A 26,456-nucleotide genomic window follows, 5' to 3' on the forward strand; every position below is an offset into this window, starting at 1 on the left:
AAATGGCAGGGGCGGCTGGATTCGAACCAACGCATGGCAGGATCAAAACCTGCTGCCTTACCGCTTGGCGACGCCCCTGTAATAGTGCAACTGGATGCCGAGCATCCGTTTCTCAGGACAGGCTTTGAAGCGCGCGGTGTAACATCGAAACGTTACTACCTTTTGCTACAAATCCTGGCAGGGAGACTGGAAGTTGGGCCGCGACTTTATCAGCTTCGGCTTTGTTAGGGAAGCTCCCATAAACACAACATCCAGTGCCGGTTAATCTAACAGAACAAAAATTGTTTAGCAAGATCAAAGCGTTACGAACTTCTGGGTAACGCTTCTCGACAACCGACTGACAGTCATTACGACCGCCCTGCTCGAGAACGGCGGCCAATGTAATCGCCGGAGTATCGCGTGTCAACTCCGGGTCGGAGAAAATTTCTGCTGTGTTGACAGATACTTGCGGTACAGCCACGAGAAACCAGGGTTCCGCCAGCTCAACCGGGGTCAGGCGTTCGCCGATGCCTTCGGCGAACGCCGCATGGCCGCGGACGAATACCGGCACGTCGGCACCCAGGGCAAGGCCCAGCGTGGCCAGACGATTTTCATCCCAGCCCAGTTGCCAGAGGTGATTGAGGCCGAGCAGGGTGGTGGCTGCATCCGAACTGCCGCCGCCGATGCCACCGCCCATGGGCAGGCGTTTGTTCAGCCAGATATCGGCGCCGAGGCTGCAGGCGCTTTGCGCTTGCAGTTGCCGAGCGGCCCGTACGATCAGGTTGCTGTCGTGAGGGACGCCGACGATTTCGCTGTGCAGGCGGATCTCGCCGTCGGTGCGCGGGGCAAAGCCGAGCTCGTCGCCGTGGTCGAGGAACTGGAACAGCGTCTGCAACTGGTGATAGCCATCGGCGCGGCGGCCGAGGATGTGCAGCATCAGGTTGAGCTTGGCCGGTGCCGGCAGGGTCAGGCGTGTCGCGGGCATGTCACTGACCGAGCTGGCGCGGCTGCCAGTCCTTCACCACCAGGGTGACGTCGAGGTCGCGACCATGCAGCTTGAGACGCTCCGGCAGCCAGTAGCCGTTCTGTTCGGTGTAGCTGAGGTATTCGACCTGCCAGCCGTCCTGCTCCATGCGGGCGAGGTGGCTGGCGCTGTCCAGGGTCAGGCTGCTCTTGCTGCCCGGTGCCGGCAAGCCGCGGACCCACCATACCAGATGGGAGACCGGTAGCTTCCAGCCCAGCTGTTCGTCCAGCAGCGCTTCGGGCGAGTCGGCCTGATAGCGACCTTGGCTGGCCACTTCCAGGGTGGCTTCGCCGGGCTGGCCGGTCAGCCGCGCGGCGCCCCGCCCAAGGGGGCCGGCCAGGCGGATATCGTAGTAGTCCTGGCGTTGCAGCCAGAACAGGGTGGCGCTGCCGCTTTCGGTCTTGCCGCCAGGCCGCAGGGCGCGGATGCCGACTTTGCCGCTGATCTGCCAGCCATCCAGGGTGCCGATCCGTTGCTTGTGGGCTTGCCACTGGCCGGGGTCACCCTGGCCTTCCAATGATTCGCGGGAGGTGAAGCCGGCGCAGCCGCTGAGTACGGCAAGCAGGCCAATGACGATGAGGTGGCGAAAACGCATGGATTAAAGCTTCTCGGAACCGGTCAGGCGCAGCAGGGTGCCACGCAGGATGCTGTTGTCAGGTTGGTCTTTCAGGGCGCTGGCCCAGACTTGCCGCGCCTCGGGCTGCTTGCCGTTGGCCCACAGCACTTCGCCGAGATGGGCGGCGACTTCGGCGTCGGGATAGCGTTGCAGGGCCTGGCGCAGCAAGCGCTCGGCCTCATCGAGATTGCCCATGCGGAAGTTCGCCCAGCCGAGGCTGTCGAGAATCGCCGGGTCTTCGGGGCTCAGTTTGTGGGCTTGTTCGATCAGGGCTTTGCCTTCGGCATAGCGCGTGGTGCGGTCGGCCAGGGTGTAGCCGAGGGCGTTGAGGGCCATGGCATTGTCCGGCTCGCGCGCCAGGATAAAGCGCAGATCCTTCTCCAGTTGGCTCAGATCGTTGCGCTTTTCCGCCAGCATGGCGCGGGTGTAGAGCAGGTTGAGGTCGTCCGGGTATTGTTCCAGCGCCTGCTGGATGACCCGCCAGGCGGCATCGTATTGCTCGCGATTGGAGTGTGCTTCGGTTTCGATCAGGTACAGCTGAATGGCGTAGTCGGGCTGGCTGTCGCGGGCCTTGGCCAACTGCTTGGAGGCTTCGGTGCCGCGGCCGCCGTCGAATAGAATCTCGCTCTGGCGCTGCTGTGCTGGCAGGTAGTCGTTGCCGGGACCGACCAGGCCGTATTCAGCCAGGGCACTGTCTTTGTCGTCCAGTTCTTCGTAGGCGCGGCCGAGGTTGAAGTGTGCCGCGTCGACATGGCTGTTGCGAGTAACCAGTTCTTCCAGGTAGACGATGGCCTCCTGCCAGGCCTGAGCCTCCAGGCAGACCAAGGCCAAGGAGAAGCGCAGGTCGTCGTCATCCGGGAACTGCTGCACCAGGGTCGCGAACTCGCCCTTGGCGTCCTCCAGGCGGTCTTGTTCGACCAGCAGGCGGGCGTAGGCCAGGCGCAGGCGTTTGTCGTCCGGGTGCTGTTTGATGCCCTTTTCCAGCAGTGGCAGGGCTTCATCGCCGCGTTTCAGACCTACCAGCAGGCGTGCGCGCAGCAGCAGCGGGGCCACGTCATGGCTGCCGGCGGGTTGATCTTCCAGCAGTTTTAGGGCCGTGTCCGGGTGACCGTCCTGTTGCAGCAGCAGGGCTTTGCCAAACAGCAGCTGGCCGTTGTCGGGGTATTTCACCAGCAGGCGGTCGAAGCTTTGCAGCAGGCCGGCACGGGTATCGGGATCGGTCTCGGCGGCGGAGAGGGCGAGGAAGTCGAAATGGGTATCGCCTTGCCCTTGCAGGACCGTCTCCATGTAGGTCATGGATTCGTCGTAGCGCCCCGCGCGGGCCAGCTGTATTGCCGCAGCGCGTTGTGCCTCGAGGTTGTCGGGGGCGTTTTTCGCCCAGATCAGCGCGGTATCCAATGCCGGCTGGTCGGCGCCCAGGTATTCGGCGATGCGAAAGCCGCGCTCGGCGACGCCGGCATCCTGGGTCGCGTTGGCCTGCTGCACATAATTGTCGAGGGCGATGTCGAAGCGGTTGCGCTGCCCGGCCAGCTCGGCGGCGAGCAGTTGGTAGAGCGTTTCCTGGCTGAACGAGCCATAGGTTTGCGGCTTGGCGGCGGCAGGCGCTTGCGTGACATCCTCCACCGGCGGCGTGCCATCCGGTGCGGAAGGGCTCAATGTCTGGCAACCGCCGAGCAACAGTAGGGCGGCGAGTAACGGCAACGATCTATTCATAGCGGAAAGGGCGACTTACCTGCGGTCGGATCATCATGACACAAGCCGTTGGGCAAACCCATGGGGCAAGGGCCTATCTAGGGTGGGAAGCGAGGACCCGCTATCAAGTTCTGCAGCTAAAGTGTCTGCGCATCGATGCCGCCGGGTTAAAAACAGGCTCGGAATGCTCGCTTGCACAGCGTAAACGCTGCCTCTTCGTTTGTTTCCGCCTTGCCTGATCTGCGCTCGACAACTTTGTTATACAGAAGCTCGGACAATGGTCTGCGGTGGTTGTTCTCAATCTAGTGAAGTAGGACAATTGCCGGCTTCCCGTTCCCGTCAGCGACCCTGCATGGCCTTTCTTGCCCTCGGTATCAACCATAAAACCGCCTCGGTGGATGTCCGCGAACGCGTGGCGTTCACTCCCGAGCAGTTGGTCGACGCCCTGCAGCAGCTGTGCCTGCATACCCACAGTCGTGAGGCGGCGATCCTCTCGACCTGCAACCGCAGCGAGCTGTATATCGAACAGGACAGCCTGACCGCCGATGCGGTGCTGGCCTGGCTGGCCGATTACCACCAGCTCAGCCTCGACGAGCTGCGGGCCTGCGCCTATGTGCATCAGGACGATCTGGCGGTACGGCACATGATGCGCGTGGCTTCTGGCCTCGATTCCATGGTGCTCGGCGAGCCGCAGATCCTTGGGCAGATGAAGTCGGCCTACGCGGTGGCCCGCGAGGCCGGCACCGTCGGCCCCTTGCTCGGGCGGCTGTTCCAGGCAACTTTCAGTACCGCCAAACAGGTGCGTACCGACACCGCGATCGGCGAAAACCCGGTGTCGGTGGCGTTCGCCGCCGTCAGCCTGGCGAAACAGATTTTCAGTGACTTGCATCGTAGCCAGGCGCTGCTGATTGGTGCCGGCGAGACCATTACCCTAGTCGCGCGGCACCTGCACGAGCAGGGTGTGAAGCGCATCGTGGTGGCCAACCGTACCCTGGAGCGCGCCAGTCAGTTGGCGGAACAGTTCGGCGCCCATGCGGTGCTGCTCTCGGAAATCCCCCACGAGCTGGTCAACAGCGATATCGTCATCAGCTCCACCGCCAGCCAACTGCCGATTCTCGGCAAGGGCGCGGTCGAGAGCGCGCTGAAGCTGCGCAAGCACAAACCGATCTTCATGGTCGATATCGCCGTGCCGCGCGACATCGAGCCGGAGGTTGGCGAGCTGGATGACGTCTATCTGTACAGCGTCGATGACCTGCACGATGTCATCGCGGAAAACCTCAAGAGTCGCCAGGGCGCCGCGCAAGCTGCCGAAGAGTTGGTTGCGGCGGGCACTGAAGAGTTCATGTCGCGCCTGCGCGAACTGGCGGCGGTGGATGTGCTCAAGGCTTACCGCCAGCAGGCTGAGCGTCTGCGCGACGAGGAGCTGGCCAAGGCGCAGCGTTTGTTGGCCAACGGCAGTTCGGCGGAAGAGGTCATGGCCCAGCTGGCCCGTGGCCTGACCAACAAGCTGCTGCATGCACCGAGCGTGCAACTGAAAAAACTTTCCGCTGACGGCCGCATCGATGCGCTCGCCGTGGCCCAGGAACTCTTTGCCCTCGACGAGGGTACGACGGATAAACCCCCGCAATGAAAGCGTCACTGCTGAACAAGTTGGACATTCTCCACGACCGTTTCGAGGAGCTTACCGCGTTGCTCGGGGATGCTGAGGTGATCAGCGACCAGAACAAATTTCGTGGCTATTCCAAGGAATATGCCGAAGTCGAGCCGGTGGTGCGGACCTTCCAGGAGTTTCGCAAGGTGCAGTCGGACATGGAGGGCGCCCAGGCGCTGCTCAAGGACAGCGACCCTGACCTGCGCGAAATGGCCGAGCAGGAAGTGGCCGAGAGCAAGGTGCAACTGCTCGAACTGGAAACTCGCCTGCAACGCATGCTGCTGCCCAAGGATCCGAATGACGGCCGCAACGTTTTCCTCGAAGTTCGCGCTGGCACCGGTGGCGACGAGGCGGCGATTTTCTCTGGCGATCTGTTTCGCATGTATTCGCGTTATGCCGAGCGGCGTGGCTGGCGGGTCGAAATCCTGTCCGAGAACCTTGGCGAGCACGGCGGCTATAAAGAAGTCATCGCCCGGGTCGAAGGCGACAACGTCTATGCCAAATTGAAATTCGAGTCCGGCGCCCACCGTGTGCAGCGTGTGCCGGAAACCGAGTCCCAGGGTCGCATCCACACCTCGGCCTGCACCGTGGCGGTGTTGCCCGAGCCGGATGAGCAGCAGGCGATCGAGATCAACCCCGCCGACCTGCGCGTGGACACCTACCGTTCCTCCGGGGCCGGTGGTCAGCACGTGAACAAGACCGACTCGGCGATCCGTATCACCCACCTGCCGTCCGGCATCGTCGTCGAATGCCAGGAAGAGCGCTCGCAGCACAAGAACCGCGCCAAGGCCATGTCCTGGCTGTCGGCCAAGCTGAACGACCAGCAGGAGGCGGCGGCGCACAAGGAGATTTCCGATACGCGGCGGCTGCTGGTCGGCTCCGGCGATCGCTCCGAGCGCATCCGCACCTACAACTTCCCGCAGGGGCGGGTCACCGACCACCGCATCAACCTGACCCTCTATTGCCTGGACGATGTGCTGGCCGGCGGCGTCGACGCGGTGATCGAGCCACTGCTCAGCGAATACCAGGCCGATCAGTTGGCCGCGTTGGGCGATTGAGTGTGCGCACCGTCTGGAGTCGTACCGATGGTAACCATCGACAACCTGCTGAACCACGCCGAACTTCCGGACTCGCCATCCCCGCGCCTGGACGCTGAGCTGCTGCTCGCCGCGATACTGGGCAAGTCGCGCAGCTACCTGCGCACCTGGCCGGAGCGCGAAGTGCCGGATGAACTGGTCGTGCGCTTCCAAGCCGACTTGCAACGCCGTCGTACGGGCGAGCCGGTGGCCTATATCCTCGGCCTGCAGGGTTTCTGGAGCCTGGACCTGGAAGTCGCCGCACACACGCTGATCCCGCGTCCGGACACCGAGTTGCTGGTGGAAACCGCCTTGGCGCTGCTGCCGCAAACGCCGCTGAGTGTCTTGGACCTGGGCACTGGCACGGGGGCTATCGCACTGGCGTTGGCATACGAGCGACCGGGCTGGCGCGTCACCGGGGTCGATCGAGTGGCCGAAGCGGTCAGTCTCGCCGAGCGCAATCGCGCCCGCTTGCAGTTGCGCAATGCGCAATTCTGCGCCAGCCACTGGTTCGGCGCCGTGGCCGAACAACGTTATCGATTGATTGTCAGCAACCCGCCGTATATTGCCGAGAACGACCGGCATCTGGCCGAGGGCGATGTGCGTTTCGAGCCTGCCAGCGCCTTGGTGGCCGGGGCCGATGGCTTGGACGATATCCGCCAGATCATCCAGCAGGCGCCCGAGCATCTCGAGGCCGGCGGCTGGTTGTTGCTGGAGCATGGCTTCGATCAGGCCGGCGCGGTTCGTGCGCTATTGACGGCGCAGGGGTTCAGCGCAGTGGAGAGTCGCCGCGATCTCGGCGGCCATGAACGGATCAGCCTGGGGCGTTATGACCATGAATGATGCAAGCTTCCTCAGTGACCAGGAACTGCTGCGCTACAGCCGGCAGATCCTCTTGGCGCAGATCGATATCGCCGGCCAACTGCGGCTGAAACAGAGCCGTGTGCTGATCGTCGGCCTGGGTGGCCTGGGTTCGCCCGTCGCTCTTTACCTGGCTGCCGCTGGGGTCGGTGAGCTGCACCTGGCGGATTTCGATACGGTCGAACTGAGCAACCTGCAGCGGCAAATCGCCCATGACAGCGCGAGCATCGGCCTGAGCAAGGTCGACTCGATGATGAACCGGCTGGCGGCGCTCAACCCGGACGTCCAGTTGCGTGCCCATCGCGTTGCGCTGGACCAGGATTCGCTGGCCGCGGCCGTGGCTGCGGTGGATCTGGTGCTGGATTGCTCGGACAACTTCGGCACCCGTGAGGCGGTCAATGCCCACTGCGTCGCGGCGCAAAAGCCATTGGTCAGCGGCGCGGCGATTCGCCTGGAAGGCCAGCTTTCGGTGTTCGATCCGCGCCGCGCCGACAGCCCCTGTTACCACTGCCTGTACGGCCACGGCAGCGAAGCCGAATTGACCTGCAGCGAGGCCGGTGTCGTCGGGCCCCTGGTCGGTCTGGTCGGTTCGTTGCAGGCGCTGGAGGCGTTGAAACTGCTCGCCGGTTTTGGTGAGCCGCTGATCGGTCGCCTGTTGCTGATCGACGCCGTGGGCACGCGTTTTCGTGAGTTGCGGGTCAAGCGCGACCCGGCTTGCGCGGTGTGTGGCACCGGGCATGCTTGAGTCCGCGCCGATTGGCGTCTTCGACTCCGGGGTCGGTGGCCTGTCCGTGCTGCGCGAGCTTCGCGCGCTGCTGCCGGCCGAGTCCTTGCTGTATGTCGCCGACAGCGGTCATGTGCCCTACGGCGAAAAGAGCCCGGCGTTCATTCGCGAGCGCAGTGGCGTCATCGCCGAATTTCTTCTGCAGCAGGGCGCCAAGGCGCTGGTCCTGGCCTGCAATACCGCGACTGCGGCGGGTATCGCCGAGTTGCGTGGGCGTTACCCGCAATTGCCGATCATCGGCATGGAGCCGGCGGTCAAGCCGGCTGCCGCAGCGACCCAGAGCGGCGTGGTCGGTGTACTGGCGACCACCGGCACCTTGCAGAGCGCCAAGTTCGCCGCGTTGCTCGATCGTTTCGCCAGTGACGTGCGGGTCATCACCCAACCCTGTCCCGGCCTGGTCGAATGCATCGAAGCCGGCGAGCTGGATGGCCCGGCTATCCGCGAATTGCTGCGCAGTTACGTCGACCCTCTGTTGGCCGAGGGCTGCGACACGCTGATCCTCGGCTGCACCCATTACCCTTTTATCAAGCCGTTGTTGCGGCAACTGGTGCCGGAGTCGGTCAGCCTGATCGACACCGGCGCGGCGGTGGCGCGGCAGTTGCAGCGCCTGCTCGCTGAGCGCGAACTGTTGGCGCTGGGCCCGGCGCGGCTCGCGCGCTTCTGGTCGAGCGGTGAGCCGGCGCGGCTGGCGCGGGTATTGCCGGTGTTGTGGGGCGAGTCGGCAGGAGTCGAGGCGTTAGCGCGCTGAGCAGGGCTTGTAGCATTTATGCCCTGGCCTGCTTCTGTTTAGAGCTAATATTTCTATACTCAAGTCAAGAACGCAGATTCTTCAGCTTTGCCAACTAAGAAAAAGGAAGTTGCTATGAAGTTGAGCTCTTTGGTTGCGGGTGCAGCTTTTATCTTCGGGGGCGTTATCTCGGTACAGGCTGCTGATGTATCCGTGGCTATCGGTCAGACGGGCGAGTCGACCATGGTCTATCGCCTGGGTACACAGTTCGACTTTTCCAGCAGTTGGTTCCAGAGCGATGTCGGTCGCCTGACCGGTTACTGGGATGCCGCCTACACCTATTGGGATGGCGACGAGAGCTCGACTAACCACAGCCTGTCGTTTGCTCCGGTATTCGTCTATGAGTTCGCGGGCGAAACCGTGAAGCCCTATGTCGAGGCCGGCATCGGTTTGGCATTGTTCGCCGATACCGAGGTGGAAGAGCAGAAGCTGGGCTCGGCCTTCCAGTTCGAGGATCGGATCGGCGCCGGCCTGCGCTTTGCCGGCCAGGAAGTGGGGGTCCGGGCGATGCACTATTCCAACGCCGGCCTGCAGAGCCCGAACGACGGGGTCGAGACCTATACCCTGCATTACCGCCTTTCGTTCTAGGGCTAAGGTGTAGGGACACAAAAAACCGGGCCATGCCCGGTTTTTTCATGCCTGAGTACGGCGCGGCTCAGCGATAAATCGTCGAGATGCCGCTGCGCTCCTCCAGGCATTCGGGCGAGCCCATTTCGAACTCGCGGCAGACCCAGGGGCGATTCTCGTAGATGGTGCAGAGCATGGTGTCGCGGTCGAGGGCGATGCACCAGCCATCATCGAGCCGGGCCATGACATCGCCGCCCCATTCGTCGGTGTCGATATAACGATCGGGCACGCCGGTGTCGGTCAGCAGTATGACTTCCAGCTGGCAGCAGCAGGCCGCGCAGGTGGAGCAGGTCACGGCAGGCTCGGGCTCGAGGGGCGTGAGCGGGATATGGTTGGGGTCGGTCGTCATAGGCCGGCAGTTTAAGCCAGCAGCAACCGTCGGTGTGAAGCAACCGACCAGCGCCTGATCAAACGTCAGGCGTCGGTTCTTCTCGGTACCAGCGGGCCAGCGCCAACAGCAGCGGTAACCCCGGCGCCCAGATGGCCGCCAGCAGCAACAGGCTCGGCCAGGTGCCGTGGGGCAGCACGACGCCGGCCAGTTGCGCGCCAGCGTAATAGGACAGCGGCCCGCTGATGGCGCCCAGCAGGCTAGCGCGCCACCAGGGTTGCGCGGCCCAGGCCAGGCAGTGATTGAGGGTGCTGGCCAATAGCAGCCAGAGCAACGCCAGCCAGAGCGGAATCAGCAGACGCTCCCGGCCGAAGTCGAACAGCCCCAGGTGCATCAGCAAGCTGTCCAGGGCGCTGCCGATCAGCAGCACGCTGAGCAGCAAGCGGCCTTCCTGTGCCCGGAAACTGCTGACCCAGGCCAGATGGACGCCGATCGCCAGCAAGGGTACCAGCAGCAACCAGGGTTGTTGCGGGCTGAACACACAGGCGAACCAGCCGAGCTGGAATAACACGGCGTTGGTCAGCACCTTAGGCATCGAAACGTCCCAGCAAGGGTGCCGGTTGCGCCGCCGGTTTGGCCAGCAGCAATTGCGCGGTGCCGATGCTGCGTTCGATGAAGCCGCCTTCGCAATAGCACAGGTAGAACTCCCACAGGCGGTAGAAGTAATCGTCGTAGCCAAGTTGTTCGAGGTTATGTCGCGCCGCACGCAGGTTGTCGTGCCACAGGTGCAGGGTACGGGCGTAATGCAGGCCGAAGTCTTCCATGTGGTGCAGGTTCATGTCGGTTTCGCGGGTGACGATTTCCAGCATCTTGTGCACCGAGGGCAGGGCGCCGCCGGGGAAGATGTAGCGCTGGATGAAGTCGACGCTGCTTTTCGCCTGTTCATAGCGCTGGTCGCGGATGGTGATGGCCTGCAGCAGCATCAGCCCGTTGGGTTTCAACAACTGGGCGCATTGCTTGAAATAGGTCGGCAGGAAACGGTGGCCGACGGCCTCGATCATCTCGATGGACACCAGCTTGTCGTACTGGCCGTCGAGGTCGCGGTAGTCCTCCAGCAGCAGGGTGACGCGTTCCTGCAGCCCCTGCTGCTCGATACGTTGCTGGGTATAGGCGAACTGCTCCTTCGACAGCGTGGTGGTGGTGACCCGGCAACCGTAGTGGGTGGCGGCATACAGGGCCATGCTGCCCCAGCCGGTGCCGATTTCCAGCAGATGGTCATCGGTGCTCAGGGCGAGTTTCTGGCAGATGCGCTCCAGCTTGTTCAGCTGGGCCTGTTCCAGGCTGTCGGTCGGGCTGAGGAACTGTGCGGCCGAATACATCATGGTCGGGTCGAGAAACTGCTCGAACAACGCATTGCCGAGGTCGTAATGGGCCTCGATGTTTTTCCGCGAGCCCCTGCGGGTGTTGCGGTTGAGCCAGTGCAGGCCCTGCAGTAGCGGCCGGCCGAGCTGGGCCAGGCCGCGCTCCATACCGTCCAGCACCTCCAGGTTGCTGGCGAAGACACGGATCACCGCGGTCAGGTCCGGGCTGCTCCAGTAGCCGTGGATATAGGCCTCGCCGGCGCCGATCGAACCGTTGCCGGCCACCAGCCCCCAGAGCGCGGAGTCCAGGACATGGATCTCGGCTTGCAGCGGCGCATCGGTCTGGCCGAACACCAGGCGATCACCACCTTCGCTGAGCACCAGCTGGCCATGGCGCAACCGGCCGAGTTGGCGCAGCACGGCGCGCCGCAACAGGCTGGCGCCGATACCGTTGCCGGTACGCAGCTGATTCTTGGCGGAGGTGAGGCTAGGGCTTTTCATCAGGCGTTTCCTTTGGGCTCAGGCTGGCCATGCGCACAGAGCCTTGCGCCACCCGATGGGAAAACAGTGGGGTACGTTTGAGCAGCAGGCGCAGGGCCTGCCAGTAGATGGCCAGGACGGTTTTTCCGGTCATCCACGGAAAGCTCAGCAGGTGGCGGTGCAGGCTGCGGCGGTCGAGCTCGCAGCGCTGCAGACTGAGGCTGGCGTCGAACAGTTTTTGCTCGCCCTGCCAGTCGGCCATGCGTAGGCCAAGGCGAGCCCCCGGCGGGCTGAAGGCCATGCGGTATTCCAGGTCGGGCGGCAGAAACGGCGAAACGTGAAAGGCCTTGGCCACGCTGACATGCTGGCGGCCCTCGCCGGCGGCTGGCAGCACATAGTGGTAGCGCTCGCGCCAGGGGGTGTTGCTGACCTCGCAGAGCACGGCTGCCAGTCGTCCGTCGGCCTCGAAGCAATAAAAGAAGCTCGCCGGATTGAACGCCAGGCCCCAGCTGCGCGGCTGCGCCAGCAGGCGGACGGCGCCGTGCGGTGTGTGGCCGAGGGCCTCGCCGACCCGCTGGCGTACGGCGTCGATCAGCTTGACGCCGGCGCGGGTGAACTGCGGCAGGAAGTCGCTTTCGCGAAAGGCAAAAGGCGCCCAGCGTCCGCGTCCGGCCAGGGGCGACAGGCCGAGCACCTGCTCCTGTTCCTCCAAGTCGAGGTAGAGCAGGCCCATGCGATAGCGGAAGTCGTGCGGCTTGGGCGCAAAGCGCCGGTGCTGAACCCAGCCGCTGTACAGGGCGCTGTTCATTACAACTCCTCGCCGAAGGCGCGGGCCACACGCAGGGCGCTGACCACGCCGTCTTCATGGAAGCCATTGGCCCAGTAGGCGCCGCAGTAATAGCTGTGCCGGGCACCGAGCAACTCGGCCCAGCGCGCTTGGGCGGCCATGCCGGCCAGGCTGTATTGCGGATGGGCGTAGGTATGCAGCGAGAGAATCTTGTCCGGGTCGATGGCCGCGGTCTGGTTCAGGCTGACGCAGAAGGTGGTCTCGCTTTCGATGCCTTGGAGGATATTCATGTCGTAGGTCACCGCTGCCGGCCGCGCGCTCGGGCCGCCCAGGCGGTAGTTCCAGCTGGCCCAGGCCAGGCGCCGGTCGGGCAGCAGGCGGGTGTCGGTATGCAGCACCACCTCGTTGTCGGCATAGGGCAGGGCGCCCAGGATGCTCCGCTCGGCCGCGCTCGGTTGCGCCAGCAGCTGCAGCGCCTGGTCGCTGTGGCAGGCGAACACCACTTTGTCGAAACGCTCGACGCCGGCACTGCTGTGCAAGGTGACGCCGAACTCGTCGCGCTCGACCCGTGCGACCCGGCAATCGAGGCGGATGCGCTCGCGGAAGCCGGCGCTCAGCGGCGCCACGTAGCGGCGCGAGCCGCCTTCGACCACATGCCACTGCGGGCGATCGCCGATCGAGAGCAGGCCGTGGTTCTTGAAGAAGCGCACGAAGAACTGCAGCGGAAAGCCGAGCATGTCGGCCAGCGACATCGACCAGATCGCGGCGCCCATCGGTACGATGTAGTGCTCGATGAAGCGCGGGCTGTAGCCGCCGCGCTGCAGGTAGGCGCCGAGGGTCGTGTCGGCGCTGATGCGGTTGTGGTTGAGGTCGTCCAGGGCTGCGCGGTTGAAGCGCAGGATGTCGCGCAGCATGCCCCAAAATCTCACCGACAGCAGGTTGCGGCGCTGGGCGAACAGGCTGTTGAGGCTGTTGCCGTTGTATTCCACGCCGCTGAGCGGGTCGTGCACGGAAAAACTCATCTCGGTGGCTTGGTAGCCGACGCCCAGTCGTTCGAGCAATTGGATGAAGTTCGGGTAGGTCCAGTCGTTGAACACGATGAAGCCGGTATCCAGCGCATAGCTACGGCCGGCTACCTCGACGTCCACGGTATGGGTGTGGCCGCCGACCCAGTCGCTGGCCTCGAACACCTGGATCTCATGCTGGCGGTTCAGCAGATAAGCCGTGGTCAGGCCGGAGATTCCGCTGCCGATGATGGCGATTTTCATACGGCTTCCTCAGCAATTCTTCGGCGGTTGCGCGCGCGCCAGGCGTTTGCCAAGGGCCAGCTGCAGGCGTTTGGGCAGGTGCGCCAACAGGAGCAGGGTGGCGATAAAGGGGCCGGGAAAGGCGATCTCGTAGGGCCTTTTGTCCAGGCGCCGGGCGATGTGCCGGGCGGCTTTCAGTACCGGCCAGCGCATTGGCATGGGGAAGTCGTTCTTTGCCGTCAGCGGGGTGTCGACGAAGCCCGGGCTGATCACGCTGACGTCGATGCCTTCTGCCGCCAGGTCGATACGCAACGCTTCGAGCAGGTAGCGCAGGCCGGCTTTCGAGGCGCCATAAGCCTCGGCACGCGGCAGCGGCAGGTAGGTCACCGAACTGCCGACGCCGACCAGATGCGGCTTATGGCCTTTGCGCAGCAGCGGCAGGGCGACCTCGACGCAGTAGCTGGCAGACAGCAGGTTGGCGCGCAGCACACGCTCGACCATAGCCGCCTGGAAGTCGCTGACCTCGACATACTCGCAGGTGCCGGCATTCAGAATCACCGTATCCAGGGCGCCCCAGTGCTGCTCGATGCGTTCGCCGATGGCGTGCACTTGCTGCCGTTCGCCAAGATCGCCCGGCACCACCAGCACCTGTTCGCGGTAGCGGGCCGCCAGTGCCTCGAGGGGCGCTACGCTGCGCGCGCTCAGGGCCAGGCGATGGCCGGCCTGGAGCAGCTGTTCGGCCAGTGCCGCGCCGATCCCGCTGCTGGCGCCGGTCAGCCAGATACGCCGCGCCTCAGTCATGCCAGTCGTCCTTTCAGCCAGCCAATGACGCGGCCCAGCAGCGGGACGTGCTCGTAGAGCAGGGCGCCGGCATCGAAGTAGTCGCGGTGGTAATGCACCTTGTTGCGCCACCGCAGGTGCGAGCAGCCCTGCAGCTGGATCGAGCGGCCAGCGTTCAAGCGCGGGTGGCGGTAGCTCATGGTCCAGCGCAGGTAACCTTCGCCTGTGCGCACCGGGTCGAAGCCATGGAAGTCGAAGCGCAGCTCATTGACGTTGGCGTACAGCTGGGCGAAATAGCGGCGCATCGCCGGCAGGCCGTTGATGGCCTGCAACGGGTCGCTGAACTGCACGTCATCGCTGTACAACTGCTCCAGGCGCTGGAGGTTGCGCCCGTCGAGGGCGGCGAAGGCGTGGGCGAAACGGCGCAGAAAATCGCTTGGCTCGCTCGCGGCTGTCAGTTCATCCATTGTGCTTCTCCATCGGCATAGGCATCGCGCGGGAGCGCTTTGCCCAGATGCTTGAAGGCGGCCAGGGCGCGCGTGCGGCTCTTGCCCAGGTCGACCATCGGCTGTGGATATTCGAGCGGACCGAACAGGCCGCGGCCATGGGCGGTCAAGGCGGCGGGGTTGTGCAGGTCCTTGTTGTTCAAGCCCACCAGTTCCGGCAGCCAGTGGCGGATGAAGCGGCCTTCGGGGTCGAATTTCTCCGACTGGCTGATCGGGTTGAAGATGCGGAAGTACGGCGCCGAGTCGGTGCCGGTGGAGGCGCTCCATTGCCAGCCGCCGTTGTTCGCCGCCAGGTCACCGTCGATCAGGTGGCGCATGAAGAAACGCTCGCCTTCGCGCCAGTCGATCAGCAGGTTCTTGGTCAGGAACATCGCCACGATCATGCGCAGGCGGTTGTGCATCCAGCCGGTGGCCAGCAACTGGCGCATGGCCGCGTCGATGATCGGAAAGCCGGTGCGGCCTTCCTGCCAGGCGGCGAGCTCTTTCGGCACCTGGCGCCAGGGCAAGGCTTCGGTGTGCGGGCGGAAGGCGCGATGGCGCGAAACCCGTGGGTAGCCAACCAGGATGTGCTTGTAGAACTCGCGCCAGAGCAGTTCATTGATCCAGGTGACCACGCCGAGGTTGCCGCTTTCGAACTCGCCGCAGTTGCTCATCAGCGCGGCGTGCAGGCATTGGCGCGGCGAAACCACGCCCGCGGCCAGGTAGGTCGACAGCTGGCTGGTGCCGGGTTTGGCCGGCAGGTCGCGCTGTTCCTTGTAGCCGTCGATCTGCTCGTCGGCAAAGCGCTGCAGGCGTTCCAGTGCTTGGGTTTCACCTGCCGGCCAAAGCGCGCGCAGGCCGGCGTCGGGCGTGGCGAAGCCGTCCACGGCGCTGGGCAGCGGGTCGCTGGCCAGGCCCAGTGGCGCCTGGGCGGCGGGCAGCCTTACCAGGCCGGGCATGGCGGTGTGCAGGCGGCTGTAACAGACCTTGCGGAACTGGCTGTAGATCTGGAAATAGCCGCCGGTTTTGCTCAGCACGCTGCCCGGCTTGAACAGCAATTGATCGAGGTGGCTACGAAACGTCTGGCCTTGCGCATCGAGTGCGGCGGCCACCGCCTGGTCGCGGCGGCTTTCGTGGATGCCGTATTCCTCGTTGACCTGCACGCAGTCGATTTGCAACTCCCGGCACAGGCCGGCGATGACCGGCGGGGCCTCGTTCCAGGTGTCGGCGCTGCGGATCAGCAGCGGCACGTTCAGCTCGCCGAGGGTGCGGGACAATTCCTGCAGGTTGCGCAGCCAGAAGTCGACCTTGCTCGGCGCATCGTCATGGGCTTGCCACTGGCCGGGGCTGAGCAAAAACACGGCGACAGTCGGCCCCGCGCTCATGGCGGCAGCCAGGGCGGTGTTGTCCTGTACGCGCAGGTCGGTGCGAAACCAGATCAATTGACGCATTGAGCTTTTCCTAATGATTTTCCAGCAAGCCGAGGCGCTGCAGGGTTTGCAGGGCATCGAGCGGGTCGGTGGCCAGGCTTACGCCGCTGATCTGTTGTGTAAGTACACGTAGCTCGCGCCGATGGATGCGTACCGTTGGTCCGGCCAGTAGCCGTGGGCAGTCGAGGCCTGACAGCAGGCCGGGGAGCAGGCTGCCATTCAGCGCCTGGCTGGAATACAGCAGCACCGCGCGCGGCTTTATGTGCTCGACCGCCAGGCTCAGCTCCAGTGCCGGGAGCGGCCAATCGAACACCTCCACCGGGCAGTCGGCACTGCTGACCAGCCAGGCGCAGAGCCACAGCGCGGGCTCCATTGGCAAGGCCGAGAGGTTGATCAGCAGCAGCGGCGCAGCGCTTTGCTGGCGGTTGTTGTGGTAGATGCGCGCGCCCAACTTGCTCCGCAGCCAGGAATAGAAGAACACCTGCTCCAGTTGCGCGCCGAACTGGCCTTGCCAGCGCTGCTCCAACTCGGCCAGCAGCGGCAGCAGCAATTGCTCGCAGAGGGTGCGCGGCGGATAAAGCGACTGGGCGCGGTTGAAACTGTCGTCCAGGCGTCGTTCGGCCTGCTCGCTGATCGCACCGAGCAGCACTTGGCGCGCGGTATACCAGCTGTTGTCGCTGTCGTTGGCGCTGGGCCGGGGGGCGTCCAACAGGCCCTTGACCTGACTGATCGCAACGCCGCGATTGAGCCAGGTGAGGATCGCCTGGATGCGCGCCACATGCGCCGCGGAGTACAGGCGATGACCCTTGGCGGTGCGCTGCGGGACGATCAGGCCGTAGCGGCGCTCCCAGGCACGCAAGGTCACCGGGTTGACCCCGGTTTGGCGCGCGACGTCACGGATCGGCAGCAGGTCGCTGGCGAGCGCGGCCAGCAGCTCGTCGTCATCGGACGGGGTGATGATGGGCTCGTCCATGGCTCAGAGCGCGTTCCTGAGGCTGAGGTTTTCCGGATGCGGTTGCAGGTAAACCTGTTGCGCCACGTAGTGATCCGGGTGCCGGCGAAAATGGTGTTTGAGCAGCGTCAGCGGCACGACCAGCGGCACGATGCCCAGGCGGTATTGGTGGATCAGTTGGTTGATCTCGAGCTTTTCGTCGGCCGACAGGGTGCGTTTCAGGTAGCCGCTGAGGTGCTGCAGCACATTGCTGTGGGTGCGGCGGGTGGCGCATTTCTTCAGGGCCGCCATGAGCGCGCTGAAATAGCGCGAGGCCAGCTGCTGCAGGTCTTGCTGACCCAGGCTGCCGAGCATCTGGCCAAGCGCCTTGTATTGCAGCGGATCGGTGGCCAGCAGCAGGTATTTGTAGCGTGAGTGGAAGGCGATCAGCGTGTGGCGCGTCAGCCCGCTCTGCAGCAGGTCCTGCCATTGGGCATAGGCGAACACGCGGCTGAGGAAGTTCTCGAGCAGGATCGGGTCGTGGAGCCGGCCATCTTCCTCCACCGGCAGATCCGGGTGCCGCGCGCAGAAGGCGGCCGCGAATATCCCGCGGCCGCCGGCATCGGCCGGCATGCCGTTGTCCTGGTAAACCTTGACCCGTTCCAGGCCGCAGGAAGGCGATTTCTGCATGAAGATGTAGCCGCAGATGCCGTTCAGCTCGGCGGCCATGCGCTCGCCGTACTCGGCCAGCGGCACGCTGACATCAAGGGCGCGCTGCAGCGTACCGAGCGCTCGTGGCGCATCCGGGTCACCGACCAGACGGATTGGTTCGCGCGGAATACCCAAACCGATGGCAACTTCGGGGCAGACCGCGACGAACTCGAAGTGCTCGCTCAGGACGCGGCTGCACAGGCGCGATTCTTTGTGACCGCCGTTGTAGCGCACCTCGCTGCCGAGCAGACAGGCGCTGATGCCCAGTCTGGGCTTGCTGGCTGTGGACGCTGTCATGCTGCACCTTCTGCGTTTTACTTGTACAAGGCGTAATTTATGTACAGGTAATGGTCATCATAGAAGCGCAGTTGTACAGGTCAAGCTTTTTGTACAGGATATGCGGGCGACAGCTCGGCGGATGTCGCGAGCGATTGAGGGGGGGCGGGGGCGTCTTGGCTCAGTGGCGGAGCGGGGGCGGGCCTTGCTTGGGTTGCTATTGCCAGCCCATTCGCCAGCGCTGGCCATCTTGCAGTACTCGCCAGTCGAGGCGCTCGCTGCGCTGGGTGAGGACCGCCTGCAGTTCGATCTGCAGCACCGTGCCCGCTTCGTCACGAAACAACTCGGTGACCAGAAAGTGCTTTTCACGGTTTGCCGGTTGCGCCGCGGTCCATTTCGACAGCAGCAATTTGCGCGGGGTTAGGCGGTTCATTGCAGGTGTTCGAGCAAGCGCTTCGCCGCTTCCTGACCGCTTAACCAAGCCCCTTCGACGCGACCGGACAAGCACCAGTCGCCACAGGCATAAAGCCCCAGGTCGGCATCCGCCAGCGAGCCCCATTCGTGGCTGCTGACGGGGCGAGCGTAGAGCCAGCGATGGGCCAGGCTGAAGGTGGGGGCCGGTACGGCACAGCCGATCAGTTCGGCGAAGGTCCCGAGTAAATGCTCGATCACCTTGTCCTTGGGCAGGTCCAGATGCTGCTTGCTCCACGCGCTGCTGGCGTGCAGCACCCAAGTGTCCATCTGTGCGTCGCGGCCGGGTTTGCTGCGGTTGCGCGCCAGCCAAGTGAGCGGGCCACCCTCCACGAAGCAGCCTTCGACCGCGGTCGCCAGCGGCTGGCTGAATGCCAGGGCGACGGCCCAGGTTGGCTCCATGGCGACGCTGGCGGCGGCACCGGCCAGCTTCGGCGCGGCGGCCAGCAGGGCGCTGGCCTGCGGGGCGGGAGTGGCGATGATGACGTGGCTGAAGGGGCCGTGGCTCTGCCCATCGGCATCCTGCAGGTTCCAGTGGCGCGGGCCGCGGAACACTTCGGTGATGCGGCAGGAAAAGTTCACCGGCAAAGCCCCGAGCATGGCGCGGGTGATGGCGCTCATGCGTGGCGTGCCGACCCAGCGCACCTGCTCGTCGGGCGAGGCGCTCAGGCGTCCATCGCTGAAGTTGTAGAGGCTCGGCGTCCACTCCGCGACCCAGCCCCGGGCCTGCCACTGCTGCACGGCTTCGAGAAAACGGCGGTCGCGGGCGGTGAAATATTGCGCGCCCAGGTCCAGGGGGCCAACGTCGCTGCGTTTGCTGGCCATGCGGCCACCACTGCCGCGGCTTTTGTCGAACAGGTGAATCGGCTGGCCGGCGGTGTGCAGGGTCTGGGCTGCGGACAGCCCGGCTATGCCGGTGCCGATAATCGCGATGGGTGCATTCATGGTTTACCTCGTTACCCGTATCTTCAGGTTACGCCTTGAGTAAAACCTATACAATAACTCCATGATGTATAGGATGACTGCCGTCGACGCGAGTTTCCAAAAAAGTCTCTCTAAGGTTAGGACAGCCGCTAGGGTTAAAAAAGCCGTTCACGCTTGATAACCAGACTAGGGTGCATTCGATTTTTTACACCCTGCGAGGAGGATTCCATGCACATCTTGCTGACTGGCGGTACCGGGTTGATCGGCCGTGGCCTGTGCCGGCATTGGTTGGCCCAAGGGCACCACCTGACGGTCTGGAGCCGCACGCCGGAGCGGGTGACCGCGCTCTGCGGTGCAACAGTACGTGGCATCGGTCGGCTCGAGGACTATGGCAGCGGGCCGTTGGATGCGGTGATCAACCTGGCCGGCGCACCCATCGCCGATCGGCCCTGGAGCAGCAAACGCAAGGCGTTGCTCTGGGCCAGCCGGGTCACCCTGACCGAACGACTGGTGAGTTGGCTGGAGGGTCGCGAGCAAAAGCCGCAGGTGCTGCTCTCCGGTTCCGCCGTGGGTTGGTATGGCGATGGCGGCGAGCGCGAGTTGCGAGAATCCGCCACTCCGGTGAACGAGGATTTTGCCAGCCAGTTGTGCGGCGCCTGGGAAGAGACGGCGCAGCAGGCGGCCAGGCAGGGCATCCGCGTGGTGCTGGTGCGCACCGGGCTGGTGCTGGCCTACGATGGCGGTTTTCTCAAGCGCCTGCTGCTGCCGTTCAAGCTGGGCCTGGGTGGGCCGATTGGCAATGGGCGGCAGTGGATGCCGTGGATTCATCTGACCGATCAAATCGCCCTGATCGATTTTCTCTTACAGCAGGACAGCGCCCAGGGTCCTTATAATGCCTGCGCGCCGCAGCCGGTGCGCAATGCCGAGTTCAGCCGCGCGCTGGGCCGGGTGCTGCGCCGGCCGGCTTTCCTGCCGGTGCCGGCGGCGCTGTTGCGCCTGGCGTTGGGCGAGTTGGCCGCGCTGTTGCTGGGGGGCCAGCGGGCGTTGCCAACGCGGCTGAGCGAGGCCGGTTTCAGTTTTCGCTTCAACGATGTGGATTCGGCCCTGAACGATATTTTGGGCCGTCATTGACTAGGGATTTTGCATGACCGATCACGCTTTGCTACTGGTCAACCTGGGTTCGCCGGCTTCTACCGAGGTGGCGGATGTGAGCAGTTACCTCAACCAGTTCCTGATGGACCCCTATGTGATCGATCTGCCGTGGCCGTTGCGGCGTCTGCTGGTGTCGCTGATCCTGATCAAGCGGCCGGCGGCGTCGGCGCATGCCTACGCCTCGATCTGGTGGGAGCAGGGCTCGCCCCTGGTGGTGCTCAGCCAGCGCCTGCAAGACGCGATGAAAATCAGCTGGACCCAGGGCCCGGTGGAGCTGGCGATGCGCTACGGCGAGCCGTCGCTCCAGAGCGTACTGACACGCCTGGCCGCGCAAGGCATCCAGCGGGTAACGCTGGCGCCGCTGTACCCACAGTTCGCCGACAGCACCGTGACCACGGTGATCGAAGAGGTCAAGCGCGTGGTGCGCGAGCAGAAGTTGAACCTGCAGTTCGCCATCCTGCCGCCGTTCTACGAGCAACCCGAGTACATCGATGCCTTGGTGGAGAGCGCCAAGCCTCACCTCGAACAGGGTTTCGATCACCTGCTGCTGAGTTATCACGGTTTGCCGGAGCGCCACCTGCGCAAACTCGACCCCACGCCCGGCCATTGCCTGAAAGGCCCGGATTGCTGCCGCACGGCCGCCCCGGACGTGCTCGCGACCTGCTACCGGGCCCAGTGCCTGCGCAGTGCCGAAGCCTTCGCCGCCGGCATGGGCCTGCAGCCCGGGCAGTGGTCGGTGTCGTTCCAGTCGCGCCTGGGGCGGGCCAAATGGATCGAACCCTACACCGAGGCCCGGCTCGAAGCGCTGGCCCGCCAGGGGGTGAAAAAGCTGCTGGTGATGTGCCCGGCGTTCGTGGCCGACTGTATCGAGACCCTGGAAGAAATCGGTATTCGCGGCCTTGAGCAGTTTCAGCAGGCCGGTGGCGAGGAACTGGTGCTGGTGCCTTGTCTGAATGATCAGCCGCGCTGGGTGGCGGCGCTGAACCGCCTGTGCGAACGCGCGCCGCAAGGGTTGTGACCTGCCGGTCATTCGCGCAAGGGCGCTTGCTGCATTCGCTCGATGGATAACACTCTCCAGGCTGTATAAGTACGGTTATTGATGAGGCTAAGCTGCGCTCACTTCTAACCGTCGCGCGTCGCGTAAACGGCGCCGAGGAGACCGCTTGTGCATAACAACAATAATGTCGGTTATCCCTCCAGTTTTCGTGCCTGGAGCACTGTCGCCATCCTCATGGTGGCGTACGTCCTGTCCTTTATCGACCGGCAGATCCTCAATCTGCTGGTGGCGCCGATCCGCCGCGACCTGATGATCAGCGACACCCAGATGAGCCTGTTGATGGGCTTGTCCTTCGCGGTTTTCTACACCGTCTGTGGCATTCCCCTCGGCCGCCTTGCCGATACCAAAAGCCGGCGCGGCCTGATCGCGATCGGCGTGCTGTTCTGGAGCGCGATGACCGCGGCCTGCGGCATGGCCAGGCTGTATTGGCAATTCCTGCTCTGCCGGATCGGCGTCGGGGTCGGTGAGGCGGCGTTGTCGCCGGCGGCCTATTCGCTGATCGCCGACAGCTTTCCCGCCGATCGCCGTGCCACCGCCATCAGCGTGTACTCGATGGGCGTCTACCTCGGTTCCGGGCTGGCCTTCCTGCTCGGTGGCCTGGTGATCAAGTTCGCCTCGGCGCAGGGCGATGTGTTGTTGCCGGTGCTCGGCGAAGTGCGTCCGTGGCAGTTGATCTTCCTGCTGCTGGGCGCCGCGGGTGTGGTCTTCACCTTGCTGATGCTGGCCGTGCGCGAGCCCGCTCGGCGTGGCGTGGGAGCCGGAGTGGCAGTGCCGTTGGCGGAGGTTGGTCGTTACATTGGCGCCAACCGTCGCACCGTGCTCTGCCATAACTTCGGCTTCGCCGGGTTGGCCTTCGCCGGTTACGGCAGCGCCGCCTGGATTCCGACATTCTTTATCCGCACCTATGGTTGGGATGCCGGGCACGTCGGCGTGGTTTACGGCAGTATCGTGGCGGTCTTCGGTTGCCTGGGCATCGTCTTCGGCGGGCGCTTGGCGGACTGGATGTCCAAGCACGGGCGCACGGACGCCAATATGCGCGTCGGCCTCTACGCGGCGGTGGGTGCGCTGCCGTGCGTGCTGGTCTTCCCGCTGCTGGACAATGCCAACATGGCGGCGCTGCTGATGGCCCCGACCGTGTTCTTCCTGAGCATGCCGTTCGGGGTGGCGCCGGCGGCGATCCAGGACATCATGCCCAATGCCATGCGTGGCCAGGCGTCGGCGATCTATCTGTTCGTCATCACCCTGATCGGCCTGGGTATCGGCCCGACAGCCGTGGCCCTGGTGACCGACTATGTGTTCGCCGACGATAACGCGCTGCGCTATTCGCTGCTGATCGTCACCAGCCTGGCGGTGCTGAGCTCGGTGTACCTGCTGAACAAGGGCTTGCAACCCTACCGTGAGAGCGTGGCGCGCCTGCAGCAGTGGGCTGCCGAACCCGCTGCAGGCGGCTCAGCACCGAGTGCATCGTCACCCTCAGCGGCTATTCCCGCAGAGGCTGGCATCTGAGATCAACAGGCTCCATGAAAAAGCCCCGCGGTTGCGGGGCTTTTTCATGCCTGGAAGGTCAGAGCTTGTGCTCGTCCAGCACCTTGTTCTTCCAGCTGTCATTGCCCGGCAGCAGCAGGTTCAGGCCGATGGCGACGATGGCGCAGAGGGCTATGCCCTTCAGGCCGAAGTCATCCGGCCCGGTGCCGGTGCCGATCAAGACCCCGCCGATGCCGAACACCAGCGTCACGGAGACGATCACCAGGTTGCGCGCTTCGGCCAGGTCGACTTTGTGGCGGATCAGGGTGTTCATCCCGACCGCGGCGATGGAGCCGAACAGCAGGCAGAGAATGCCGCCCATCACCGGCACCGGGATGCTTTGCAACAGCGCGCCGAACTTGCCGATAAAGGCCAGGGTGATGGCGAAGATCGCCGCCCAGGTCATGATTTTCGGGTTGTAGTTCTTGGTCAGCATCACCGCGCCCGTCACTTCGGCATAGGTGGTGTTCGGCGGGCCGCCGAACAGGCCGGCGACCGAGGTGGCGATCCCGTCGCCCAGCAGGGTGCGGTGCAGGCCGGGTTTTTTCAGGTAGTCGCGACCGGTCACGCTGCCGACCGCGATCACCCCGCCGATGTGCTCGATGGCTGGAGCCAGGGCGACCGGTACGATAAACAGAATCGCCTGCCAGTTGAACGCTGGCGCGGTGAAGTTCGGCAGTTCCAGCCAGGGCGCCGCCGCGATGGCGGCGGTGTCGACCACGCCGAAGTAGAAGGCCATGGCGAAACCGACCAGTACCCCGGAGATGATCGGTACCAGGCGGAAGATGCCACGGCCGAACACCGCGACGATCAGGGTGGTCAGCAGCGCCGGCATGGAGATCAGCATGGCGGTGCGGTAAGGGATCAGCTCGGTGCCGTCGCCACTTTTACCCATGGCCATGTTGGCGGCGATCGGCGCCATGGCCAGGCCGATGGAGATGATCACCGGGCCGATGACCACCGGTGGCAATAGGCGGTCGATAAAGCCGGTGCCTTTGATCTTCACCGCGAGACCGAGGAAGGTGTAGACGAAGCCCGCGGCGACGATGCCGCCCATGGTTTCGGCCAGGCCGAACTGGCCCTTGGCGAGAATGATCGGGGTGATGAAGGCGAAGCTGGAGGCGAGGAACACCGGCACCTGTCGCCCGGTGACGACCTGGAACAGGATAGTCCCCAGGCCCGCGGTGAACAGCGCGACATTCGGGTCGAGGCCGGTGATCAGCGGCATCAGCACCAGCGCGCCGAAGGCGACGAAGAGCATCTGCGCGCCCGACAGAATCTGCCGCCAGAGCGGGTCGTTGAATTCATCCTGCATGCTTACGCATCCTTTTGCTTGGTGCCGAAAATCTTGTCGCCGGCATCGCCAAGCCCGGGAATGATGTAACCGTGTTCGTTGAGTTTTTCATCGATGGAGGCGGTGAAGATGATCACGTCCGGGTGCGCGTCCTGCACCGCCTTGATGCCCTCGGGCGCGGCCACCAGCACCATGGCACGGATCTCCTTGCAGCCGGCTTTTTTCAGCAGGTTGATGGTGGCGACCATCGAACCGCCGGTGGCCAGCATCGGGTCGACGATCAGCGCCAGGCGTTCGTCGATCTCGGGAACCAGTTTTTCCAGGTAGGTGTGCGCTTCCAGGGTCTGCTCATTGCGCGCGACGCCCACGGCGCTGACCTTGGCGCCCGGAATCAGGCTGAGCACGCCATCGAGCATGCCGATGCCGGCGCGCAGGATCGGCACCACGGTGATCTTCTTGCCAGCGATCTTCTCTACCTGCACGGTGCCGCACCAACCTTCGATGTCATAGCTTTCCAGCGGCAGGTCCTGGGTGGCTTCGTAGGTGAGCAGGGCGCCCACTTCCTGGGCCAATTCGCGGAAATTCTTCGTGCTGATATCGGCGCGACGCATCAGACCGAGCTTGTGGCGGATCAGAGGGTGGCGGATTTCGCGGATGGGCATGGAAATTCTCCGAACGGGCTGGCAAAAAAATTGCGTTAGAGTAAAGCATTCGTTATGCCAAGTGCTCTGGTGACCGCCTGGTCAAACTGATTTCCTGCGCAAGCGGCCAGGAAATGTCGCAGCCAGGCATGCTTGTCATTGTGGACGACACGTGACCGGCGGGGCTTGCTCCCTGGCAAGCGGATGGGTACCTTTGCCGACTTTTATTTTGACGCCTCGATCAGGTTCTGATCTTTGCCTCACTGACCCTAGAGGAAAACTCATGTCTGTCGATCTCGCTCATATCCGTCAAGTCATGGCTGAAGCCGACTGCCTGTACAGCGAAGCGCAGATCGAAGGTGCGATCAACGAAGTGGCTGTCGCGATCAACCGCGAATTGTCCGAGAGCAATCCGGTGGTGTTCTGTGTGATGAACGGCGGTCTGATCTTCTCCGGCAAGTTGCTGCCCAAGCTGAATTTCCCGTTGGAGCTGTCCTACCTGCACGCCACCCGCTATCGCAACGAAACCAGCGGTGGCGAGCTGTTCTGGAAGGCCAAGCCGGAAGTCTCCTTTATCGACCGCGATGTGCTGATCATCGACGACATCCTCGATGAAGGACACACCCTGGGCGCGATCATCGACTTCTGCCGTCACGCCGGCGCGGCCAATGTGCACATCGCCGTGCTGATCGACAAAACCCACGACCGTAAAGCGCGCCCGGACCTCAAGGCCAACTATGTCGGCCTGCCCTGCGTTGACCGTTACATCTTCGGTTATGGCATGGACTACAAAGGCTATTGGCGCAATGCGCCGGGCATCTACGCGGTCAAAGGCCTGTAACGGTGGCCGTGCCGCGCTTTCTCGACCGTACGCTGTTCGCCGAGCTGGCGCAGAACGCCACGCTCAGCCCGCGTGGTCGGCAGCACCACAACTTCCACGAGATGGAAGAGCCTTGTCATCGCATGGCCGTCGGGCTGCAGCCGCACACCTATATCCCACCGCATCGCCATCTCTCGGCCGACAAGGCCGAAGCCCTGCTGGTGCTCAAAGGGCGCTTGGGGGTGTTGATCTTCAGCGACAGCGGCGAGGTGCTGAGCAAGCGGGTGCTGGAGGCGGGCGGCGAGTGCGTGGGCGTCGACCTGCCACCCGGCGTGTTCCATGCCCTGGTGGTGCTGGAGGCCGACAGCATTCTGTTCGAGTGCAAAGCCGGCCCCTATCGGCCGGTGGGTGCGGGCGAGCAGGCCGACTGGGCGCCGCGTGAAGGCGACAGCAAGGTTGCCGATTACCTCGCCTGGATGCGTGCGCAGTTCGACTGATCGCTGTTCACTGTTGGGCTTCGCAGGCTCAACCCAACCTACGGCTTCGCTGTGGGAGCGGCGTCAGCCGCAATGAACTTACCCCCCTTACAGCCACACATTTGGCAGGTTCGGCCGTTTGGCCAAGGCCTTTTTCATCAGGGTTTCGACGAAGCTGCGCTCC

28 protein-coding genes and 1 tRNA gene are annotated in these 26,456 nt (G+C 64.1%); 11 read left to right on the plus strand and 18 right to left on the minus strand.

From position 1 onward, the window contains the following. Window positions 1-3: 3 nt before the first annotated feature. From AC3IYG_RS04890 to AC3IYG_RS04905, 4 genes are all read right to left on the minus strand, one after another. A tRNA-Gln gene (locus tag AC3IYG_RS04890) sits at window positions 4-78 on the minus strand. Window positions 79-112: 34 nt separating this feature from the next. Beyond that, the gene (gene ispE / locus AC3IYG_RS04895; RefSeq protein ID WP_489312624.1) at window positions 113-964 is read right to left on the minus strand and encodes a 4-(cytidine 5'-diphospho)-2-C-methyl-D-erythritol kinase; all 852 of its coding nucleotides are present in this window, start codon (window positions 962-964) and stop codon (window positions 113-115) included. A gap of 1 nt (window position 965) precedes the next feature. Continuing rightward, complete coding sequence (gene lolB, locus AC3IYG_RS04900; RefSeq protein ID WP_489312625.1) at window positions 966-1,598, minus strand: lipoprotein insertase outer membrane protein LolB; 633 nt, start codon at window positions 1,596-1,598, stop codon at window positions 966-968. Window positions 1,599-1,601: 3 nt separating this feature from the next. Beyond that, window positions 1,602-3,332 (minus strand): tetratricopeptide repeat protein, encoded by a 1,731-nt coding sequence (locus AC3IYG_RS04905; RefSeq protein WP_489312626.1) that lies wholly within the window; start codon window positions 3,330-3,332, stop codon window positions 1,602-1,604. Between the two features lie 331 nt (window positions 3,333-3,663). On the opposite strand from AC3IYG_RS04905, the gene hemA reads away from it, so the two are divergent. From hemA to AC3IYG_RS04935, 6 genes are all read left to right on the plus strand, one after another. Further along, the gene (hemA, locus tag AC3IYG_RS04910; RefSeq protein WP_489312627.1) at window positions 3,664-4,941 is read left to right on the plus strand and encodes a glutamyl-tRNA reductase; all 1,278 of its coding nucleotides are present in this window, start codon (window positions 3,664-3,666) and stop codon (window positions 4,939-4,941) included. Continuing rightward, on the plus strand, window positions 4,938-6,020 hold the full coding sequence (prfA, locus tag AC3IYG_RS04915; RefSeq protein ID WP_489312628.1) for a peptide chain release factor 1: 1,083 nt from the start codon (window positions 4,938-4,940) through the stop codon (window positions 6,018-6,020). Before hemA ends, prfA begins: the two co-directional genes overlap by 4 nt. Window positions 6,021-6,047: 27 nt before the next feature. Continuing rightward, complete coding sequence (gene prmC, locus AC3IYG_RS04920; RefSeq protein WP_489312629.1) at window positions 6,048-6,881, plus strand: peptide chain release factor N(5)-glutamine methyltransferase; 834 nt, start codon at window positions 6,048-6,050, stop codon at window positions 6,879-6,881. Further along, a complete protein-coding gene (locus AC3IYG_RS04925) occupies window positions 6,874-7,644 on the plus strand; it encodes a molybdopterin-synthase adenylyltransferase MoeB (protein ID WP_489312630.1) in 771 nt (256 codons plus the stop codon). The genes prmC and AC3IYG_RS04925 overlap by 8 nt, the downstream gene beginning before the upstream one ends. Continuing rightward, entirely contained in the window at window positions 7,637-8,431 is a 795-nt protein-coding gene (gene murI / locus AC3IYG_RS04930; protein WP_489312631.1) for a glutamate racemase, read from the plus strand. Before AC3IYG_RS04925 ends, murI begins: the two co-directional genes overlap by 8 nt. A gap of 114 nt (window positions 8,432-8,545) precedes the next feature. Further along, entirely contained in the window at window positions 8,546-9,058 is a 513-nt protein-coding gene (locus tag AC3IYG_RS04935; RefSeq protein WP_489312632.1) for an acyloxyacyl hydrolase, read from the plus strand. A gap of 67 nt (window positions 9,059-9,125) precedes the next feature. Here the strand turns inward: AC3IYG_RS04935 and AC3IYG_RS04940 are convergent, their stop codons facing one another. From AC3IYG_RS04940 to AC3IYG_RS04995, 12 genes are all read right to left on the minus strand, one after another. Further along, window positions 9,126-9,446 carry a YkgJ family cysteine cluster protein gene (locus AC3IYG_RS04940; RefSeq protein WP_489312633.1) on the minus strand — a complete coding sequence of 107 codons (321 nt, stop codon included), beginning with the start codon at window positions 9,444-9,446 and terminating at the stop codon, window positions 9,126-9,128. 58 nt (window positions 9,447-9,504) lie between these two features. Beyond that, entirely contained in the window at window positions 9,505-10,020 is a 516-nt protein-coding gene (locus tag AC3IYG_RS04945) for a DUF2878 domain-containing protein (RefSeq protein ID WP_489312634.1), read from the minus strand. Continuing rightward, window positions 10,013-11,287, minus strand: a complete 1,275-nt coding sequence (locus AC3IYG_RS04950; RefSeq protein WP_489312635.1) for a class I SAM-dependent methyltransferase — start codon at window positions 11,285-11,287, stop codon at window positions 10,013-10,015. Before AC3IYG_RS04950 ends, AC3IYG_RS04945 begins: the two co-directional genes overlap by 8 nt. Further along, window positions 11,274-12,074: a DUF1365 domain-containing protein gene (locus AC3IYG_RS04955; protein ID WP_489312636.1), complete on the minus strand. Its 801-nt coding sequence runs from the start codon at window positions 12,072-12,074 to the stop codon at window positions 11,274-11,276. Before AC3IYG_RS04955 ends, AC3IYG_RS04950 begins: the two co-directional genes overlap by 14 nt. Further along, window positions 12,074-13,321 (minus strand): NAD(P)/FAD-dependent oxidoreductase, encoded by a 1,248-nt coding sequence (locus tag AC3IYG_RS04960; protein WP_489312637.1) that lies wholly within the window; start codon window positions 13,319-13,321, stop codon window positions 12,074-12,076. The genes AC3IYG_RS04955 and AC3IYG_RS04960 overlap by 1 nt, the downstream gene beginning before the upstream one ends. A 9-nt stretch (window positions 13,322-13,330) precedes the next feature. Next, window positions 13,331-14,101 carry an SDR family NAD(P)-dependent oxidoreductase gene (locus tag AC3IYG_RS04965; protein WP_489312638.1) on the minus strand — a complete coding sequence of 257 codons (771 nt, stop codon included), beginning with the start codon at window positions 14,099-14,101 and terminating at the stop codon, window positions 13,331-13,333. Beyond that, the gene (locus AC3IYG_RS04970) at window positions 14,098-14,547 is read right to left on the minus strand and encodes a nuclear transport factor 2 family protein (protein ID WP_489312640.1); all 450 of its coding nucleotides are present in this window, start codon (window positions 14,545-14,547) and stop codon (window positions 14,098-14,100) included. Before AC3IYG_RS04970 ends, AC3IYG_RS04965 begins: the two co-directional genes overlap by 4 nt. Next, a complete protein-coding gene (gene phrB, locus AC3IYG_RS04975; protein ID WP_489312642.1) occupies window positions 14,535-16,016 on the minus strand; it encodes a deoxyribodipyrimidine photo-lyase in 1,482 nt (493 codons plus the stop codon). The genes AC3IYG_RS04970 and phrB overlap by 13 nt, the downstream gene beginning before the upstream one ends. A 10-nt stretch (window positions 16,017-16,026) precedes the next feature. Further along, complete coding sequence (locus AC3IYG_RS04980; protein ID WP_489312643.1) at window positions 16,027-16,968, minus strand: MerR family transcriptional regulator; 942 nt, start codon at window positions 16,966-16,968, stop codon at window positions 16,027-16,029. Window positions 16,969-16,971: 3 nt separating this feature from the next. Then, window positions 16,972-17,934, minus strand: a complete 963-nt coding sequence (locus AC3IYG_RS04985; RefSeq protein ID WP_489312644.1) for a YbgA family protein — start codon at window positions 17,932-17,934, stop codon at window positions 16,972-16,974. Between the two features lie 196 nt (window positions 17,935-18,130). Further along, window positions 18,131-18,346 (minus strand): TIGR02450 family Trp-rich protein, encoded by a 216-nt coding sequence (locus AC3IYG_RS04990; protein WP_489312645.1) that lies wholly within the window; start codon window positions 18,344-18,346, stop codon window positions 18,131-18,133. Then, entirely contained in the window at window positions 18,343-19,329 is a 987-nt protein-coding gene (locus AC3IYG_RS04995) for an NAD(P)/FAD-dependent oxidoreductase (protein WP_489312646.1), read from the minus strand. Before AC3IYG_RS04995 ends, AC3IYG_RS04990 begins: the two co-directional genes overlap by 4 nt. Before the next feature lie 207 nt (window positions 19,330-19,536). On the opposite strand from AC3IYG_RS04995, the gene AC3IYG_RS05000 reads away from it, so the two are divergent. From AC3IYG_RS05000 to AC3IYG_RS05010, 3 genes are all read left to right on the plus strand, one after another. After that, window positions 19,537-20,439, plus strand: coding sequence for a TIGR01777 family oxidoreductase (locus tag AC3IYG_RS05000; protein WP_489312647.1), 903 nt, complete (start codon window positions 19,537-19,539; stop codon window positions 20,437-20,439). Between the two features lie 13 nt (window positions 20,440-20,452). Then, entirely contained in the window at window positions 20,453-21,478 is a 1,026-nt protein-coding gene (gene hemH / locus AC3IYG_RS05005) for a ferrochelatase (protein WP_489312648.1), read from the plus strand. A gap of 147 nt (window positions 21,479-21,625) precedes the next feature. Then, entirely contained in the window at window positions 21,626-23,023 is a 1,398-nt protein-coding gene (locus AC3IYG_RS05010) for a spinster family MFS transporter (RefSeq protein WP_489312649.1), read from the plus strand. A 58-nt stretch (window positions 23,024-23,081) separates the two neighbouring features. Here AC3IYG_RS05010 and AC3IYG_RS05015 read toward each other — a convergent pair whose 3' ends face one another. After that, on the minus strand, window positions 23,082-24,356 hold the full coding sequence (locus AC3IYG_RS05015; RefSeq protein ID WP_489312650.1) for a uracil-xanthine permease family protein: 1,275 nt from the start codon (window positions 24,354-24,356) through the stop codon (window positions 23,082-23,084). 2 nt (window positions 24,357-24,358) lie between these two features. Then, window positions 24,359-24,997 (minus strand): uracil phosphoribosyltransferase, encoded by a 639-nt coding sequence (upp, locus tag AC3IYG_RS05020; protein WP_489312651.1) that lies wholly within the window; start codon window positions 24,995-24,997, stop codon window positions 24,359-24,361. A 262-nt stretch (window positions 24,998-25,259) separates the two neighbouring features. On the opposite strand from upp, the gene AC3IYG_RS05025 reads away from it, so the two are divergent. Further along, window positions 25,260-25,817, plus strand: coding sequence for a hypoxanthine-guanine phosphoribosyltransferase (locus AC3IYG_RS05025; protein ID WP_489312652.1), 558 nt, complete (start codon window positions 25,260-25,262; stop codon window positions 25,815-25,817). Window positions 25,818-25,825: 8 nt separating this feature from the next. Further along, window positions 25,826-26,293 carry a WbuC family cupin fold metalloprotein gene (locus tag AC3IYG_RS05030; protein WP_489313840.1) on the plus strand — a complete coding sequence of 156 codons (468 nt, stop codon included), beginning with the start codon at window positions 25,826-25,828 and terminating at the stop codon, window positions 26,291-26,293. Window positions 26,294-26,456 lie beyond the last annotated feature (163 nt).

The sequence above is a fragment of the Pseudomonas sp. KH_027 genome (assembly GCF_057838565.1).

What these genes read in the sequence shown, in the direction of transcription:
- AC3IYG_RS05015 (WP_489312650.1), bottom strand. Translation starts at nt 24,356, where the DNA reads ATGCAGGATGAATTCAACGACCCGCTCTGGCGGCAGATTCTGTCGGGC.
- AC3IYG_RS04985 (WP_489312644.1), bottom strand. Translation starts at nt 17,934, where the DNA reads ATGACAGCGTCCACAGCCAGCAAGCCCAGACTGGGCATCAGCGCCTGT.
- AC3IYG_RS04990 (WP_489312645.1), bottom strand. Translation starts at nt 18,346, where the DNA reads ATGAACCGCCTAACCCCGCGCAAATTGCTGCTGTCGAAATGGACCGCG.
- AC3IYG_RS04995 (WP_489312646.1), bottom strand. Translation starts at nt 19,329, where the DNA reads ATGAATGCACCCATCGCGATTATCGGCACCGGCATAGCCGGGCTGTCC.
- AC3IYG_RS04950 (WP_489312635.1), bottom strand. Translation starts at nt 11,287, where the DNA reads ATGAAAAGCCCTAGCCTCACCTCCGCCAAGAATCAGCTGCGTACCGGC.
- AC3IYG_RS04980 (WP_489312643.1), bottom strand. Translation starts at nt 16,968, where the DNA reads ATGGACGAGCCCATCATCACCCCGTCCGATGACGACGAGCTGCTGGCC.
- hemH (WP_489312648.1), top strand. Translation starts at nt 20,453, where the DNA reads ATGACCGATCACGCTTTGCTACTGGTCAACCTGGGTTCGCCGGCTTCT.
- AC3IYG_RS04925 (WP_489312630.1), top strand. Translation starts at nt 6,874, where the DNA reads ATGAATGATGCAAGCTTCCTCAGTGACCAGGAACTGCTGCGCTACAGC.
- AC3IYG_RS04955 (WP_489312636.1), bottom strand. Translation starts at nt 12,074, where the DNA reads ATGAACAGCGCCCTGTACAGCGGCTGGGTTCAGCACCGGCGCTTTGCG.
- prmC (WP_489312629.1), top strand. Translation starts at nt 6,048, where the DNA reads ATGGTAACCATCGACAACCTGCTGAACCACGCCGAACTTCCGGACTCG.
- AC3IYG_RS05025 (WP_489312652.1), top strand. Translation starts at nt 25,260, where the DNA reads ATGTCTGTCGATCTCGCTCATATCCGTCAAGTCATGGCTGAAGCCGAC.
- AC3IYG_RS04940 (WP_489312633.1), bottom strand. Translation starts at nt 9,446, where the DNA reads ATGACGACCGACCCCAACCATATCCCGCTCACGCCCCTCGAGCCCGAG.
- AC3IYG_RS04965 (WP_489312638.1), bottom strand. Translation starts at nt 14,101, where the DNA reads ATGACTGAGGCGCGGCGTATCTGGCTGACCGGCGCCAGCAGCGGGATC.
- ispE (WP_489312624.1), bottom strand. Translation starts at nt 964, where the DNA reads ATGCCCGCGACACGCCTGACCCTGCCGGCACCGGCCAAGCTCAACCTG.
- AC3IYG_RS04935 (WP_489312632.1), top strand. Translation starts at nt 8,546, where the DNA reads ATGAAGTTGAGCTCTTTGGTTGCGGGTGCAGCTTTTATCTTCGGGGGC.
- AC3IYG_RS04970 (WP_489312640.1), bottom strand. Translation starts at nt 14,547, where the DNA reads ATGGATGAACTGACAGCCGCGAGCGAGCCAAGCGATTTTCTGCGCCGT.
- hemA (WP_489312627.1), top strand. Translation starts at nt 3,664, where the DNA reads ATGGCCTTTCTTGCCCTCGGTATCAACCATAAAACCGCCTCGGTGGAT.
- lolB (WP_489312625.1), bottom strand. Translation starts at nt 1,598, where the DNA reads ATGCGTTTTCGCCACCTCATCGTCATTGGCCTGCTTGCCGTACTCAGC.
- phrB (WP_489312642.1), bottom strand. Translation starts at nt 16,016, where the DNA reads ATGCGTCAATTGATCTGGTTTCGCACCGACCTGCGCGTACAGGACAAC.
- prfA (WP_489312628.1), top strand. Translation starts at nt 4,938, where the DNA reads ATGAAAGCGTCACTGCTGAACAAGTTGGACATTCTCCACGACCGTTTC.
- AC3IYG_RS04945 (WP_489312634.1), bottom strand. Translation starts at nt 10,020, where the DNA reads ATGCCTAAGGTGCTGACCAACGCCGTGTTATTCCAGCTCGGCTGGTTC.
- AC3IYG_RS04905 (WP_489312626.1), bottom strand. Translation starts at nt 3,332, where the DNA reads ATGAATAGATCGTTGCCGTTACTCGCCGCCCTACTGTTGCTCGGCGGT.
- murI (WP_489312631.1), top strand. Translation starts at nt 7,637, where the DNA reads ATGCTTGAGTCCGCGCCGATTGGCGTCTTCGACTCCGGGGTCGGTGGC.
- AC3IYG_RS05000 (WP_489312647.1), top strand. Translation starts at nt 19,537, where the DNA reads ATGCACATCTTGCTGACTGGCGGTACCGGGTTGATCGGCCGTGGCCTG.
- AC3IYG_RS04960 (WP_489312637.1), bottom strand. Translation starts at nt 13,321, where the DNA reads ATGAAAATCGCCATCATCGGCAGCGGAATCTCCGGCCTGACCACGGCT.
- upp (WP_489312651.1), bottom strand. Translation starts at nt 24,997, where the DNA reads ATGCCCATCCGCGAAATCCGCCACCCTCTGATCCGCCACAAGCTCGGT.